Here is a 14,799-nt window from a genome sequence, read left to right on the forward strand (position 1 = left end):
GCTAGGCGCCAAGCGCCCGCACCACGACAGTCACCCGCGTTTCGCCGCGTTCGGTCGTCGTGGTCACGTCGAACCCTACCGCCAGCACGTGTGTCCGGTCGACCCGGTCCTGAACGACGACGCCGCGGTCCGTACGACAGCCGCCGAACTGACGACCCGGCCCGCCGGGACAGTTCGCCGACTGCCACGCTCGCGCCGCGGTCGCGTTGTACGTTATCTCGGTGACGGTGCCACGCTCGACGGTCGCGTTCTGGAGCCGCGAGCGCACCGGTTCGAGGCCGTCGCGGAAGGCAGTCACCGCCTGCTGTCGGTCGGCCCACGCATACGTCCGGGGGACGGACGCTGCCTCGCGGGTCACGGCACGGTCGAGGACGCGAACGGTGTCTCCCGTCGGGTCCCCGGTCGCGCTCGCCGCGCGGACGTCGTCGTGGTAGCCCAGTTGGAGATAGGCGAGGACGACCGGCGCGAGCGCGACGGCGACCAGTACCGCGGCCACGAGCACCAACTGGCCGCGCCCGCGTTCGCTCACGTGTACCACACCTCGATTCTGACCGGTCCCGACCCGGTCCGTACGGTCGCCGTTCCCGTCGCTGTCCGCCGGGGCACCGCCGTCCCGACCGAGCCGTAGGGCGTCCGGACGGCAAAGCGGACGTTCGCCGGGAGGATGCGCTCGACCCGGCGCTCCAGATTCGCCCGCTCGCGGTCGAAGGTCCGCTGGCTGGCGAGGACCTCGCCCAGCCGTGTCGTCCCGTTGTGTCTGGCCGGGTCGGTCTGGAGGATGGTCGCCGTGTCCTCGGCGTACGCGGTCAGTTGTGGCCCCCGCGTGTCCGGGGCCGGCGTCGCCAGGGCAAAGCCCAGCGCGACGCCCAAAATCAGGGTCGCACCCAGCGCTACCTCGACCAGCGAGAGGGGGAGCTGTGCCCTAGGCATCGACGGTCACCGACAGCGTCGTCTTGGTCGTCCGGGGCGTCTCGTAGGTTATCGTCACGTCGCCGCTCGCGACCTGCCCCGGCGTCTGGAACTGGATGCGGGTGGTCCTGTACGGCGTCAGGTCGACCGCGAAGGTCCCCCGGAGGCCGCTGTCGTTGTGGAGCCGGATCTGCTCGTTGACCCGCATCGTCCGGACCGCCGCGCCGCCGCCCGGCGTGAACGTGACCGACGCGCTCGTGGCCCGGCGCGGCAGCGTGAGGCGCCTGCTCTCGGGGTCGATACGCCGTGTGTCGGTCCGCTCTACGAGGACGAGGCGGCGAATCGTCGTCCCGGCCGCCGCGTCGCCGGTCGACGCGAGGGTCTCCCCGCCGAGTCCCACGTCGACAGCGTAACTCGCGGTCGCGGGCGTTTCGCTCCTGAGCGTTGCGCCGTCGAACGCGTCGACTCGCGAGCCGTTCAGGACGTTCGCTCGCGCGGCGAGGGGGCCGTCCGCGGCCACGAGGCGCTCGGCCGTCGCCGCGGCGACCCGGCGTTCGTCGGGCGTCCGCTCGGCGCCCGCGATGGCCGAGTCGGCCAGTCCCAGCCCGAGCGCCGTCACCAGCGTCAGCAGGACCAGCGCCGCGGCGACGGCGGGCAGCGTCGTCTGTCCTCGCGTCGGCTCCGCCGAACTCATCCGCGCGCCCCCAGTCTGACGGTCAGGTTACCCTGCGCCCCATCGACGGTGACGACGGTGTCGGCGCCGCTGTCCCACTCCCCGGTGACGTTCCCGACGCGGTCGGGCAGGACCGGTCGCGCGGTCCCACCGATTTCCGCGTCGGGATGCACCAGCAACAGGTGGGTCCCGTTGGCCCGGATGCGGTAGCCGGCCCCGTCTATCGTCGCCGGGATGTCGACCCGACGGCTGGCAGCGGCGGCCCGGCCCGGCGGCGGGACCGCCCGTTCGACCTCGGCGGTCGCCTCCGCCAGCGCTCGCTCGCCCAGCTGTGCCCCAACGGCGCCGCGGTACGCCGGGAGAGAGCCGCCGTACAGCACCGTCGTCAGCAGCGTGATGTACAGCACCACGACCGACAGCGACAGCAGCTTCTCGACGACGGTGCTGAGCCCGCGGTCATCCACCGCCGGTCACCTCCGTGTTCGTCCGGTGGACGACCAGCTGTAGCTCCTGCCGGCCCCGGACGCCAGCGACGACGCTTGGCACACCGTCACCGTCGATGTCCCTCGTGGTCGTCGCCAGTCCGCGCTCGCGCAGTTGTCGGGCCAGTGGCTCGGGCGTGGCCGTCTCGACAGCGACGCGGTAGTCGGCCCGCGGGAGCGCCGTCCGGTCGTGGGTCACGTTGGTCCGCAGTCGAGCCGTGACACCGCCGCTCCCGCTGACGGTCGTCCCGTTCGCGCCCAGCCGGACGGCGCCGACCAGCAGGGTGTCGTTGTCACGTGTGACCGTCACCGGCGGCCCCCGAACCGGCCACGCGTTGCCGGGTGGCCCTCGGGTGATAGCGCCGCCGACGAACCCCACCCGGTTCGCACCCGACGTGTAGACGAGCCCGCCGACGTCGAGTTCCCGTCGGACGCCGCTGGCGTTCAGGATTCGCAGCTGACGGTCCACGGTGGAGAGCTTGCCCTCGCTGAACCGCACGTCGACCCGGTTTGGCCCCGTCCCCTCGACGGGGCGGAGCCCGCTGTCCAGCGCGTTCGCGACGCGGCGCTCGTCGGCCGTCGCCGTCTGGCCGTCGATGACGTCGCCGACGACCGTCGTCAGGCCGCCGAGCGCGACCGTCGTGATACCGAGCAGGAGGACGATACCGACGACGTGGGACTGGCCGCGCACGCTCACAGCAACCCCACCCCCGCGTAGATGCCGTAGGCCGCGAGTACCAGCGCCCCCGAGTGCAGCAACGCCTCGTAGAACCCCCGGCTCGCCGTCCCGGCGAACCAGCCCGATGCCAGCATCGTCGCCTGCGTCACGACGTAAAAGCGATAGCGCTCCCTCGCGGGGTCGATGGCCGTCGGGTCGAAGGCGACGGTCTGGCTTCTCGCGACCGTCGAGAGTTGGGCGAACTCCGAGAGGACGTAGACGTTCATCGCGACGGTGATGCCGACCACGAGCAAGGCGGTGGTCCAGCCGACCGCGACGTACACCAAAAGTGTCGAACGAAGCGACTTTCGCTGGTGATACAGCCGGCCTATCTCGGTCTGTAAGGTCTCGAATACGTCTTCAGCGTCACTGCCCGCGTCGAGCGCGCCGACCACCAGCCCGATGGTCTGTTCGGCCATCGGCGTCCCGACGCGGTCGACGAACTGGTCCAGCGCGGCCGCCCGGCGGTCGTCGGCCGCGTCGCCGGGGCTGTCGGCGAGCGAGAGCGTAAACGATAGCGCCTCGACGTCGGTGGCCAGCGCGCCCAGTTGCACGTCCTCGGCGACCCGGCGAACGGCTGCGGGGAACGGTCGCCCCAGCGCGACGTGGCCGGCGACGGCGTGGACGAAGTCCTGTATCTCCCGGTCTTTCGCGTCGTCGCGGCGAGCGCGCCCCACCGCGACCAGCCCGACGGGGAGGCTGACGCCGACGTACGACAGCAAGAGCACGTTCACGGGGCGGTAACCCAGCCACCAGAGTCCACCGGCGAGTGCGCCCCCCAGCGGCAGACAGAGCGTCAGGGCACTGGCGGGATTCGACGTGACCGTCCGGAGGACGCCGACGGCGGTTTCGGGGAGCGAGTAACTCGGCGCGGCGGTGTTGCGCGGCCGCAGGCTCGTGACCACGAACGCGGCGACGAGGCCGGTCGCCAGCACGAACGCGGCGCTGCAGTAGACGACGAGCGAGCGGACGGAGAGAGCGCCCAGCGGCGTCGCGACGGGCTTGGAGAGCCCCGGCGCGAGCACGCCCATCACGGTGACGATGAGGACGACCAGCGCCGGAATCACCAGCAGAACGACGAACAGCTCCGCGAGCAGTTCGAGATAGCCCGTCGCCCGCTCGTGCTGGCGGCTCTGCTCGTGTGACAGCAGGCGCCCCTCCATCTCCAGATACCCCTCCAGCGCGTCGGCGCTCTGGTTGGCGTGTTCGCGGAACTTCAGCAGGAACGGCGCCAGCAGGTCCCGGGAGGGCGTCTCGCTGGCTACCTGTTCGAGTCCGACGTCGAGGCTCCCGGTGAGCGTCCCGCGGTTGAGCGCCCGGCGGAACTCCACCGCCGTCTCCCCGTAGGCGTCCTGTTCGGCGACGGCCCGCAGCATCTCCGTCCGGTCGTGGGTCCCCGAGGCGAGCACGCGGAGGTATCTGACGGCGCCGGGCAGCGTCGTCGCGATGTCGGCCTGACGGGCCTGGGCGACCCACGAGAGGTAGCGGTTGCCAAGCGCCAGGACGAGCCACCGGGAGCCGACCCCGACAGCGAGCGACAGCACGAGCGTCGCGACCAGCCGGGAGACGGGCGGGAGCGCCAGCCGGTTGAGGACCGGAACGGCCTGTCCCAGCGCCGCGGTGAGGCGGTCGAACGTACTCGCCGGCAGCGCCAGTGCCAGCGCGCCGGTCGCCAGACTCGCGCCGACGAGCGCGAGCCACGCCAGCCCGTACACCCGCGCGAGATACAGCCCGAACCCGGTGTCGGGATGGGCCGCCCGGTAGCGCTCCCTGGTCGTGGTGTGGCGGTCGTCGTCGGTGTGGTGGGCGAAGAGCGCGTACAGCCCCCGGTCGAGCAGTCCGAGACTCCGCCCCTCAGTCGTCACCGGTCTCTACCTCCAGATGTAGTGGGTCGGTCTCGCGCGCCTGCCGACGGAGTCGCTCGACCGTCGCTGCCTCGTTGGTCTCCAGGTCGGCGAGGACGCCGAACAGCTCCTCGAAGTCGGTGAGGTCCTCTCTGACGAGGTACTTGACGTATCTGTGACGGCGGTGGAACGTCTCTTCGACGGTCTCGACCGGCTCGTCCCGGAGCGACGACAAGCGGTCGAAGATAGCCGTCTCGACGCGACGGCGGTCGTCGCCAAGTTGCGGGTGGTCGTAGGCCAGGTCGAACGAACCGTCGGGGCGGTGCCGACAGAGCGTGTTGTAGTGAATCCGCTCGCCGTCTTTCTCGATGGTTCCGCCGCGGTCCCCCTCCGGCGGCTCGCGGGGAAACTCGACGACCTCGCCGACGTAGCGCTCGCCGCCGACGTGACGGGGGAAGACGACGAGGTCGATTTCGGCCAACAGGTAGGTCGGGACGCCTTTCTCGATGATGCGGTTGACGAGCGTCTCCACGTCGGCCGCGTGGGTGGTACCCAGTACTCCGTGGCCGGTGTTCAACGTCTCGGCGAACGTCTCGAAGGAGGCCTGGGTGTTTATCTCGGCGATGACCTCCACGTCGGGGTTCAGGTAGTTACACTGGGTCATGAGGTCGGCCATCGTCACGCGCCGGTGGTCGCGCTCGTGGTCCCGCGTCGTGAGCGAGACGCCCGTCTCGTGTGGAATCCTGACCTCACGGGACCCCTCGTCGATGCTGATGGGGCGGTCCCGATACGGGATGAACGGCATGTGGGCGTTCATGAGAGTCGTCTTACCGGCGCCGGTCGGCCCGGAGAAGAGGACGACGCCGTGGGACTCGTACAGCAGCCAGAGTAGTGCGACCAGTTCCGTCGGCATCGAGTCCCGTTGCACGAGGTCGACTGGTGTCATCGCGTCGGTCGACTGTTTCCGGATGGAGATGTGGGGGCCGTCCTCGCTGATGGTCGGGAGCGCGACCGCACACCGAATGGTCTCCTCGGCGTCGTGGATACCCTCGCCCTCGGGGTCGATGTTGACCTTCGCGCTCGGGTTCGAGGCGTTGAGTTCGGTGCCGTCGTCGGCCGCTAGCTGGGTGACGACGTTGACGAACGCCGACTCGTCCTCGAAGGATAGATTCGTCGGGACGCGGCCGTCGTGGCCCAGATCCGCCCTCGGCAGCACCTTCACCCGCTCGCCGACGCGGTTGGCCTCGATGTCTTCGAGCGTGTGGTCCCGAACCGGCACGGTGAGCTTGCCGTGGCCGACCAGGTCCCGCAGCACGTAGTACAGCAGGTCGTCGAGTCGGTCGTCGGCAAAGCGCTGGTCCAGCGGCGGCACCGCGAGGTCCAGTTCGGCCAGGGCCGATCGGACCCGGTAGGCCACCGCCTCGACCCACTCGGTCGTGTTGCGGACCGTCAGCTGCCGGGCGAGCAGGGAACTGGCCCGCTCGCGGACGAACGCCACGCGGTCCTCGACCACCCCCTCGACGCTGGTCTCCCAGACACGCTCCTTGCAGGCCGCGATGAGCTCCTCGTCGCCCGGCAGCAGGTCCGGTTCGCGGACGGCGTACTTCGTCGTGAACGGGTCGCTGCCAAGCAGGTGTTCGCGGTAGACGACGACCGGTATCTCGAACCCCTGGAAGGTGACGGTGTGGCGCCCGACGCGCTCGCTGGCGAACCGTTCGATGTAGTCGGGGTCGTCCAGGCTCGTCGTCGCCGGGGCGTAGTCCTCCGTGTGGACGACGACGCTGTCGTCGGTCACGTCGGCGACGTCGATACGCTCGTCGAGCGCGTAGGGGGTCAACTCCCCGAGGCAGGCAAGCGAGCGGAGCGCGTGGTAGGCGACCCGTCGCCGGGCCGCGGGCGAGCAGTCGACCAGCCGGTCGATGACCCGCCGGTGTTTCGGGTCGAACCCGCGCTCCATCCGTTCGATGGCGCCCTCCCGCGTGCGCGGCCGCTCTATGTTTGCCCCGTCGAAGTGCGATTCGACGGTCGCCAGCGCCTCGCGGTCGCTCGCGGAGAGCACCGGTTCGCGGACCTCGTACTGAAACTCGTCGGCCTGGCGCACGGTGACGACGACGCCCGGATGTATCTCGTCCTGTTCGCGCACGTCGGGCGCGTACCACGCGTCGGGGTCGTCCGGCGGGACCGGCGCTGGGACCTGTGAGTGCCGGTTCCCGGCTCCTCGTGCACTCATCGAACGGATTTGGGCGCCCGAAAGTATTTAAAATTTTGCAGTAGGGACGAGAATTAAATCGGCAGTGTTCCGTTCATGGCCGACAGCGCTTGAGCGGATGGTAACGAGCGCCACTCGCTGAGCGAAGAGGCGACTACATTCAGCGATACGACGGGTTCGTACTATCAGTATCACAGCAAAGTGACTCTTCCAAAAGGCTGAAGAGAGACAACACGAACCGTAAATCAATGCGCACTGGCACAATCGTGGCTGTTGGCTTCCTCGTCGTCCTGGCGTCCGTCGCCGGAGTCGGGCTGATACTCGGAACCGGCTCGGGCGACCAGGGGCAATCGGGGGCCGCGGCGCCCACGGCGACCGACGGTCAGGCGGCGTCGACGGAGCCCGGACCGGAAGCGACCCCAATCGCACCGGAGACAGCGACACCGGCGCCGACACAGCCGACCGCGACGCCGTCGCCCGAGGACGACCAGTCGGATTCGGCCAGGGTGAACCGGTCGCAACTGGTCACGGCCATCGAGACCGAACTCAACGCGGACCGGTCGTTCAACAACAAGTTCAGCACCGACTCCACGACGGCCGCCCGACTCGCCAGCATGGCACAGGCCCACAGTCAGGACATGGCGGACCAGCAGTTCCTCTCACACAACGTGGGCAACGGGAACAGCGAAGCCCGGTACAAGCGCAACGACCTGTACGGTCAGTGTGAGTTCCAGAAGGATAACTACATCGTCGACGCCAGCAACAACCAGCTCGAAGTCATCGGCCGCGTGAGTGTCGGCGCCTACGCGAACGGGGGCGCAGGGACCCTCGAAGAGCGGCTCGCCGACGCGCTGGTCTCGGACTGGAAAACCACGCCGCGGTACGACGAGCGCATCTCCTACGAGAACGCGGACGCTGTCGGTGTCGGTGTCGCGGTCTCCAGTGACGGCGACCTCTACGCCACGGCGGACCTCTGCTGAGCGGGTCCGGGGCTCGTCGGCACGTCTTGGTTTCTGGTGGTCCGCACCGTCGAAGCGTTCGGTCTACGGCTTCGGCCGTGGGCGGCCCGACGCCGGACCCGTCTCAGTACGTCTCGGTGCGCCGATAGGCAGTCGACGTATCGGCCCGCGTCCGAACTGACGCGGCGTCTGGCGCGAGCAGGCGACCCCCCAGAGCAGTCGCCACCCGGGCCGGATGACTCCGGGTGGACGCGTCTCGGCAGTGTCGCCGACGCTGGTCCTGTACGGTTGGTTTCCACGTTTCCGTCGACGCGTTCACTGACAGGCCCTCGACCGACGCCGTGAGCCACCTGTGCTCCGCTCCCGTCCCTTCGATATGGTAAAGCGGACAGCGAACGTGTACTCGTCAGCTGCCACAGTGTGACGACGGTGCGGCGCTGCCGGTCTGTCGGTCAGTTCGAGGAGATATCGTACGTATCTTCGACCGGCGTCCCGTCATCGTACGTGACGACGAGGGTGTACGTCCCGGGAGCCAGACTGTTCTCGGAGACGTTCAGCCCGATTTGCTGGAAGGTCCCGTCGTCGTCTACCGTCACCGGGACGGTACCCTGGAATACCGTGGCGGTGTCGTTCTCCAGACGGACGTCTATACTCGTGTCCGTGCGGCCGTCGAAGCCGCTGGTGTTCCCTCGGAAGTTTATCTTCGCTTGCTGCCCATCTGCATAGGTGAACGACACGTTCTCCAGTTGTGGGTCAGTCGCAGAGCCGGACTCGAACGTGTCGCTTGCGGTCGACTCGTTGTAACGTACCGTGACCTCGTACGGTCCGTCCGTGCCATTGGGGTCGAAGGGGACGGTGAACGCGAACGTCCCGTCCGATGCGACCGTCACGTCCTTCGATTCGATACTGTTCAGCGATGTGCCGTCCCACGCGCTGAAGTCGATACTCATGTTGACAGTCCGGTTCGTGACACCGGTCACTGCCCCGTCGAGTTGGAACGAGTCCGTCTGGCCGTCGACTGTCTCCTGCGCGCTGACGCTCTCGATAGAGCCGCCCGCTGTGCTCTCGCTCGCCGACGACGTGTCGTCACTCTCGTTACCCGCCGTCGAGGACGCGGTGTCGTTGCCCGCCGTCGAGGACGCGGTGTCGTTACCCGCCGTCGAGGACGCGGTGTCGTTCTCGGACGCCCCGCTCGTCGCCTCGGCACTATCGGTGCCGTCCTCGACGGTAAAGGACGCGTTCTTGCTGGTGCCGCCGTACTCCACGGTCGCGATGTAGTCACCCGGGGCGAGGCTGGTCACGTTACCGTCTGGCCGGACGGTGAAGTCGAACGCACCGGAGCTGTTGAGCTGGCGCTTCTTAGAGCTGTTGTGGAGTACCGTCTCGTTCTCGTGGACGACGGTGACGGTGAGCGTCTCGTTCGTCTCGCTCAGGCCGTTGATGGCGCCCGTGATACGTATCTCCTGTGAGCCGTTCCCGGCCACGTCCGCGTCGACGCCACCGAGTGACGGCCCACAGCTGTCGACGAACGGGGGGCTCCCGACGCCCGGAAGTGCCATCCCGAGCCCGAGACAGCTCCCGTAGATGGCGGCGAGGACGAGTGCGACACCGATACCGCCAAACAGCGCCGCTCCCACGAGGCCGGATATGGGGTCGTTGTCGTCCTCAGTCCCGTACTCGGAGTCGAACGCCGACCGCCGTCGCTCGCGGAGCGACTCGACCTTCTGTTCGGTGTCGCCCAGCAGTTCGAGCCCGAAGTAGTCGCCCTTCTCGATGACGAGGTCGTACGCCGACAGCGACCGGCCGGTGGCGTTGTCGCTCACGGCGATCTTGCTCACGCCGTCGTTGCTGAACAGTTGGCTGAACAGGCCGTACGCTTCGCTGTAGCTCCCGACCCCGACCCGGGCGGACTCGAAGTTCGAGAGCAGCGAGCGGACGTCGTCGAGGTCCGAACTCTCGGGCGCTCGCCCGGACTCGGACGACCCCAGGAGTTCGAAGAACCGCGTGTCCTCGTTCTCGGTGTCCAGAATCATCCCGTACTCCCCCTCGATACGGCGCTTTACCTCCTGGTAGAGGCCGTTCATCTCCGAGCGGCTCCGGTAGGAGTACTTGGCGTAGTACTGTTCGGAGCGGGCGGTCTCGTTGTCCTTGGCCCGGAAGAAGCAGAACATCTCCGTTCTGCCCGCGTCGACGGCGAGGCGCACGCCGTCGAAGAAGAAGTCTTTCACCTGCTGGCTCTCGCCCGCCCCACCCCGGATAGGGCGCCCCTGCGAATCGTAAATCCGTAACTCTGCCATCGTTATATCCTCCCCAGTCGTTCTAGTAGGCTCTCGAACCCGACCGTCAGCGCGTTCCCCTGTTGGTCACGCATCGGGACGATGTTGCCCTGTTCGTCGACCTTCGTCTGGTAGTAGACGGGGTGAATCCGCGCGTCGCCGACCTGCGTCACGAGGCCGTTGATGTTCTGGTTCTGACGGAGCCGCTGGTTGACGTAGTCGGTGAACTCCTCGTAGTACTGGTGCGGTTCGAGCTGGTTTTCCTCCTCGAACTCCTCGGCCAGGTGGTCGGCCTTCGTCGCGACCAGCAGCGCGTTCTTGTCCCCGGCGGCCTGCAGGATACTGAAGTACGGGGATATCTCCAGTGGCTCGTTGTTCACGAACCGCTCGCAGTCGATGATGATGACCAGCGTGTCCGCCCGGTCGACCCCCTCTCTGAGCCGTTCGAGGGTCGTGTCCATGTCCTCCTCGTCTATCGCGCCCGAGAGCGCGTCCGGGAGGCGTTCGAGGTACTCACCGGCGTAGTCCGCGCCGGCCAGCGAGATGTTGGTCGGGAACACCGAGCCGTGGACGAACTGGAACCGGAGGTCGTTGAGTTCGCCACGACCGGTCGCACCGATCATCCACCCGCTCTGTTGCCGGTCGAACTCGTCCATCATCTCCATCAGGTCCTGACTCGGGTTGAGCGGCGTGGCGTTCTCGGTGGATTTCGCCCGCTGGTTCGCCTCCTGGAACGCGCCGGCGAGGAACAGGCTCTTGCCCGAGGCCTTCGGACCGATGATGAAGAAGTCCTTGTCGGCGTCGTACTGGATGAACCGGTTGACGACGAACAGGAACAGCCCGGTCGTGACGGTGTTTTGAATCAGCCCCTCCTGGTTGAGACCGAAGCTGACTCCCTCTATCTCCCGGATTCCGACACCGCTCGCACCCACGTTGAAGATGTCGGGATAGACGATGTGGAGTTCCAGGAAGGTGAGCGCGGTCACGAGGAACAGCAACACGTAGACGCCTTCGGACGCACGTCGGAACTCCAGCAACTGGAGCGTCTCGAAGTTCAGTAGCTTCTGCCCGCCGCCCATGACCAGCCCGACGAGCAGTCCGCCGACGAACCACAGCGAACTCGCCGCCGCGTCGCCCAGCCCCGGGCCGAGCCCCTGTGACGTGATCACGACGAGCGAGACGAGCACGCCAATCCACAGCAGCGCCGCTTGTACCCGCTTCTTCCGGTCGATGGACATCAGTATCAACAGCCCGATGAAGACGCCGAAGGCGGCCACGCTCACCTGCGTGAGCGTGATACCGGCCAGCAACCGGAGTCTGAGCAGCGACCGGACGAGGTTCGCCTCTTGATACCCACGCGTCACCATGCCCGCCACGGGGAGGCTCAGTCCCAGGATGAGGACGAAATAGCCCAGCAGGTACGCCTTCTCCCGGTTGTCTCCGAGCCACTCGATTGCGTTAGCCATCGTTGGAGGTGTGGTCTATCTGCTCGATGTAGTTCGTCAGCAGGTCGTCGACGATTTCGGGTTCGTCACGGAGATAGAACGCCACGTCGTCGTCGTTCTCCATGTTCAACGTGTCCTTCCGACGGATGTAGTGGCCCTCTTCCAGTTCGTAGCTGTGGTGGATGAGGATGCTGTCGTTCGACTCCTCCTTCTGTCTGTACCCGGCGAAGTAGCCGTCCGGCTGGACGACTTTCCGGATGTTGTCGAGGAAGACCCCGCTGATGAACACCGAGAGGCCGATGTCCCACGGCCCGCCGGTGTCGCGCTGCCAGCTGGTGTAGGGGCTCTCGACCGACTTCCCGCTCGCGCCGAGGTTGTACGCGTTGCCGAAGGTCTCCTTGAAATCGAGGACCTCGCTCGGTAACTGGTCGATGGCCCGACTGAGGATGGCGACCCTGACTTTCGTCTCGTCGTAGCGGCTCCGGCCCTTGCTCAGTTTCCGGCGCTGCAACCCGGAGTACTGCTGGTTGCGCGCGTTCTTCGCGAGCTCTTCGAGTCCGTTCTGGATGCGCTGTTTCTCCGCCTGGCTGGTGGAGATATCGCTCTCGGCGATGTCGTCGTTGCCCGTCGCCCGGAACACGTCGTTTGGCTTTATCTGCTTGATGTAGACGTAGTCGTCGTCCGCTCGCGCGGGCGCCTCGGCCTCCTCCTCGTAGCTGCTCTGTTGTTTCGCGAACTCGGCCAGCCGGTCCGTCCACTGGTCGTGACGGCTGCTGAGGCTCTGGAACAGCTCGATAGCCGGTTCGTAGAGGGCGATTGTCTCTTCGATGTCCGCCAGTTCGGCTTCCAGTTCCGCCTTCTGGTTCTCCAGGTCGTCGGTCTCGCCGACGTCGTCCCAGAAGGCCTCTTCCGCGATGGGGCGCAGTTGGTCGATGGTCGTCTCGGTCCCCAGCTTCGACCGTAGCTGGCGGACTTTCTTCTGGTCGATGTCGTCGACGCGGTCGGCCAGTGCCGAGACGATGGTCTCCTCGTAGGCCTCTTGCTGGTCGGTGACGTCGCGGAGCAGGCTCTGGGCGTCGAAGGTGACTTCGGCGGTGAAATCGCCGGTCGGCGGACCGACGCTGAAGATATCCCGGTCGCCGAGCTTGTTCGTCTGCACCCGGAAGTCCTTGTGTCCCTGTTCTTGCTCTTCCTTCGTCGAACTCTCCCACGGGGTGAGGCTCTCGATGGTGCTCTCCTCGCGGTTCATCTTGATGAACGCGGTCCGGGCCCGCCGCAGTTCGGTCAGCGAGGACTCCACCTCGCGTCGGGTCTCGTCGAAGGGCACACCGGCCGCGTCGAACAGCCGCGTGAGCTCTTCCAGCGACTGTGAAATCTCACCGGCCTGGACGCCCTCGACCTCCTCCGGCGACTCTGCGTTGATGACCCGGTTGCAGAACCGTTCGAGCTCGTTGCGGAGCTGTCGCAGTTCGCTCTCGATGCCGTCCCTGTCGCAGTTCCGAAGCTGTTCGAGGGGCGGCTCGACCGTCTCCTCCCAGTCGCCGAGGAGTCGCTGGACCTCGTCTTCCATCTCCTCGCGGAGCGCTTCGAGTTCGGACTCCGTGCTCTCGAGGTTGGTTTTCACGCGCGTGCGCTGGGATTTGAGGTCCTCGAGCTTGCTCTCCAGCCGGTTCAGCTTCACCCCCGGCCCCGAGGTATCACCGCTCGGCGTGATGAGGAACTCGAGCGCGTTCCGGATGCGGTTGTCGTCGACGGCCTTGCGGCGTTCGAGAATCGACTTGCGGCGCGCGAGCAGTTGCAGTTCGTGTTCGAGCAAGGAGGCGAGGTGTTCGTCGATGTTGTCGACGAACGTCCCGACCCCGTCGCCCGACGTGTCGACGGTCCGTATCGACGTGTCGATGAGGGAAATCTGGTCGACCAGCTGCGTGCTCTCCTCTTTCGCGTCGGCGATTATCTCGCTGAAGATGGACACCGACTCGTAGTTGAGTTCGGTGAACAGTTCGAACTCCAGTAAGTCTTCGACCTGTTCGAGCCGGTCGCGGAGGTTGGCCTCGTCCAGTTCGGTGACGCCGGGTTCGACGTCGTCGGTGTAGTGTTTCGCGAGGAACCGGTCGACGGAGTCGTATATCTCCTCCTCCCGTTCGAGCCCCTCCTCTTTCGTGTTGAGCATCTCGCGGATGGTCCCGCGAGCCTCGTTTATCGCCTCGACGCGGTACCTGAGCGCCTGCGGGATGCCGATGGTGAAGGGCGCGTACCGCGGCGTGTTGGCGAAGGGGTCCTCGAGGTTCTGCGTGTTGTAGTAGGAGGTTATCAGGTACGTTATCGCCTGGTCGAGCTCTTCGAGGAACTGGTCCGTCTGGATGCGGTCGCCCGTCTTGCCGCCCCAGCCCGTCGGGTCTATCGGGACGAGTATCATGTCCTTGAACAGGTTGTCCCCGGCCAGGCTGGCGTACTCCAGTTCCGACAGCGCGGCGAAAGCGTTCGTCGACTCCTCGATACCCTCCGTGTGGTTCGGCAGGATGCCGAAAAGCGAGACCTCCGCGGTCCGCTGGCGCTTCTTCAGGTGCTGGACGAGGTCCAGGAGGATTCCGGACCCGGTGCCACCGCCCAGGCCGGCCAGCACCGCGACCTTGCCTTTCTGTGGCAGGTCGATGTAGGACGTAATCGAGTCGTCCTCGGCGTACGCTTTGTAGTAGATAGCTTTCCCCAGCCCGCGCTTCCTGACGACGCCCTTTGCGAAGTCGAGGTTCTCGTTGATGTCGTCGTTCTCGAGCCACCAGTTCGCGGCGTCCATCCCGTTGCCGTTGGCGATACGCGGTATCGCGTTGTCACCCAGCAGGTCGATACTGGAACTCAGCTGGATGTTCTCGTTGATGAGTTTGTAGTCGACCGTGATTGAGCCGGTGCGCCCGGCGTTGGGGTCGCGCAGCTCTGCCTCCATCTCGTCGATGCGCTCGCGAATCTCCGCGATTCGCTGCTTGTCCTGGTTCTCCTCGCCCTCGGCGCTGTCGATCATGGTGACCGTCAGCGACTGTGGGTTGGGACGGGGTTCGAGAATCCCCTCCAGAATCCACTCGGTCTCGAGAATTGTGAAGCCGATCTCTTTTCCTGCACCGCCTATAGTAAAGATTCTATCTGGGAAATTCATTGGTCAGATTTTACTATCTTATTTCTGCTACTATTATCACTTATAGCTTCTGTAATCGGTGATTAGGTTGTCTATACTATATTCGCATACGTATTATCACGTATTAAACGCCTGCTATACACAGGTAACGGGCCAT

General features: G+C 66.3%; 11 protein-coding genes. 1 reads left to right on the top strand and 10 read right to left on the bottom strand.

The annotated features are described in order from the left end of the window. Position 1 precedes the first annotated feature (1 nt). The 7 genes from NDI86_RS02445 to NDI86_RS02475 are packed head-to-tail and all read right to left on the bottom strand — an operon-like array spanning position 2 to position 6,856. Positions 2-529 carry a DUF7261 family protein gene (locus NDI86_RS02445; protein ID WP_417936236.1) on the bottom strand — a complete coding sequence of 176 codons (528 nt, stop codon included), beginning with the start codon at positions 527-529 and terminating at the stop codon, positions 2-4. Further along, positions 526-930 (bottom strand): DUF7262 family protein, encoded by a 405-nt coding sequence (locus tag NDI86_RS02450; protein WP_310898803.1) that lies wholly within the window; start codon positions 928-930, stop codon positions 526-528. Before NDI86_RS02450 ends, NDI86_RS02445 begins: the two co-directional genes overlap by 4 nt. After that, complete coding sequence (locus NDI86_RS02455; RefSeq protein ID WP_310898804.1) at positions 923-1,603, bottom strand: DUF7263 family protein; 681 nt, start codon at positions 1,601-1,603, stop codon at positions 923-925. The genes NDI86_RS02450 and NDI86_RS02455 overlap by 8 nt, the downstream gene beginning before the upstream one ends. After that, the gene (locus tag NDI86_RS02460; RefSeq protein WP_310898805.1) at positions 1,600-2,046 is read right to left on the bottom strand and encodes a DUF7266 family protein; all 447 of its coding nucleotides are present in this window, start codon (positions 2,044-2,046) and stop codon (positions 1,600-1,602) included. The genes NDI86_RS02455 and NDI86_RS02460 overlap by 4 nt, the downstream gene beginning before the upstream one ends. Beyond that, positions 2,039-2,761: a DUF7289 family protein gene (locus NDI86_RS02465; RefSeq protein WP_310898806.1), complete on the bottom strand. Its 723-nt coding sequence runs from the start codon at positions 2,759-2,761 to the stop codon at positions 2,039-2,041. The genes NDI86_RS02460 and NDI86_RS02465 overlap by 8 nt, the downstream gene beginning before the upstream one ends. Continuing rightward, positions 2,758-4,647: a type II secretion system F family protein gene (locus NDI86_RS02470; RefSeq protein ID WP_310898807.1), complete on the bottom strand. Its 1,890-nt coding sequence runs from the start codon at positions 4,645-4,647 to the stop codon at positions 2,758-2,760. Before NDI86_RS02470 ends, NDI86_RS02465 begins: the two co-directional genes overlap by 4 nt. Beyond that, the gene (locus NDI86_RS02475) at positions 4,637-6,856 is read right to left on the bottom strand and encodes a type II/IV secretion system ATPase subunit (protein ID WP_310898808.1); all 2,220 of its coding nucleotides are present in this window, start codon (positions 6,854-6,856) and stop codon (positions 4,637-4,639) included. Before NDI86_RS02475 ends, NDI86_RS02470 begins: the two co-directional genes overlap by 11 nt. A 227-nt stretch (positions 6,857-7,083) precedes the next feature. On the opposite strand from NDI86_RS02475, the gene NDI86_RS02480 reads away from it, so the two are divergent. Beyond that, a complete protein-coding gene (locus NDI86_RS02480) occupies positions 7,084-7,815 on the top strand; it encodes a CAP domain-containing protein (RefSeq protein WP_310898809.1) in 732 nt (243 codons plus the stop codon). Positions 7,816-8,246: 431 nt separating this feature from the next. Here the strand turns inward: NDI86_RS02480 and NDI86_RS02485 are convergent, their stop codons facing one another. The 3 genes from NDI86_RS02485 to NDI86_RS02495 are packed head-to-tail and all read right to left on the bottom strand — an operon-like array spanning position 8,247 to position 14,531. Then, entirely contained in the window at positions 8,247-10,091 is a 1,845-nt protein-coding gene (locus NDI86_RS02485; protein ID WP_310898810.1) for a hypothetical protein, read from the bottom strand. Positions 10,092-10,093: 2 nt separating this feature from the next. Then, the gene (locus NDI86_RS02490; protein WP_310898811.1) at positions 10,094-11,536 is read right to left on the bottom strand and encodes a hypothetical protein; all 1,443 of its coding nucleotides are present in this window, start codon (positions 11,534-11,536) and stop codon (positions 10,094-10,096) included. After that, on the bottom strand, positions 11,529-14,531 hold the full coding sequence (locus NDI86_RS02495; protein WP_310898812.1) for a tubulin-like doman-containing protein: 3,003 nt from the start codon (positions 14,529-14,531) through the stop codon (positions 11,529-11,531). The genes NDI86_RS02490 and NDI86_RS02495 overlap by 8 nt, the downstream gene beginning before the upstream one ends. Positions 14,532-14,799: the final 268 nt, after the last annotated feature.

It is taken from the genome of Haloarcula onubensis, assembly GCF_031624605.1.
In the GTDB taxonomy this organism is placed as follows: Archaea; Halobacteriota; Halobacteria; order Halobacteriales; family Haloarculaceae; genus Haloarcula; species Haloarcula onubensis.

What these genes read in the sequence shown, in the direction of transcription:
- NDI86_RS02455 (WP_310898804.1), bottom strand. Translation starts at nt 1,603, where the DNA reads ATGAGTTCGGCGGAGCCGACGCGAGGACAGACGACGCTGCCCGCCGTC.
- NDI86_RS02480 (WP_310898809.1), top strand. Translation starts at nt 7,084, where the DNA reads ATGCGCACTGGCACAATCGTGGCTGTTGGCTTCCTCGTCGTCCTGGCG.
- NDI86_RS02490 (WP_310898811.1), bottom strand. Translation starts at nt 11,536, where the DNA reads ATGGCTAACGCAATCGAGTGGCTCGGAGACAACCGGGAGAAGGCGTAC.
- NDI86_RS02475 (WP_310898808.1), bottom strand. Translation starts at nt 6,856, where the DNA reads ATGAGTGCACGAGGAGCCGGGAACCGGCACTCACAGGTCCCAGCGCCG.
- NDI86_RS02450 (WP_310898803.1), bottom strand. Translation starts at nt 930, where the DNA reads ATGCCTAGGGCACAGCTCCCCCTCTCGCTGGTCGAGGTAGCGCTGGGT.
- NDI86_RS02485 (WP_310898810.1), bottom strand. Translation starts at nt 10,091, where the DNA reads ATGGCAGAGTTACGGATTTACGATTCGCAGGGGCGCCCTATCCGGGGT.
- NDI86_RS02495 (WP_310898812.1), bottom strand. Translation starts at nt 14,531, where the DNA reads ATGATCGACAGCGCCGAGGGCGAGGAGAACCAGGACAAGCAGCGAATC.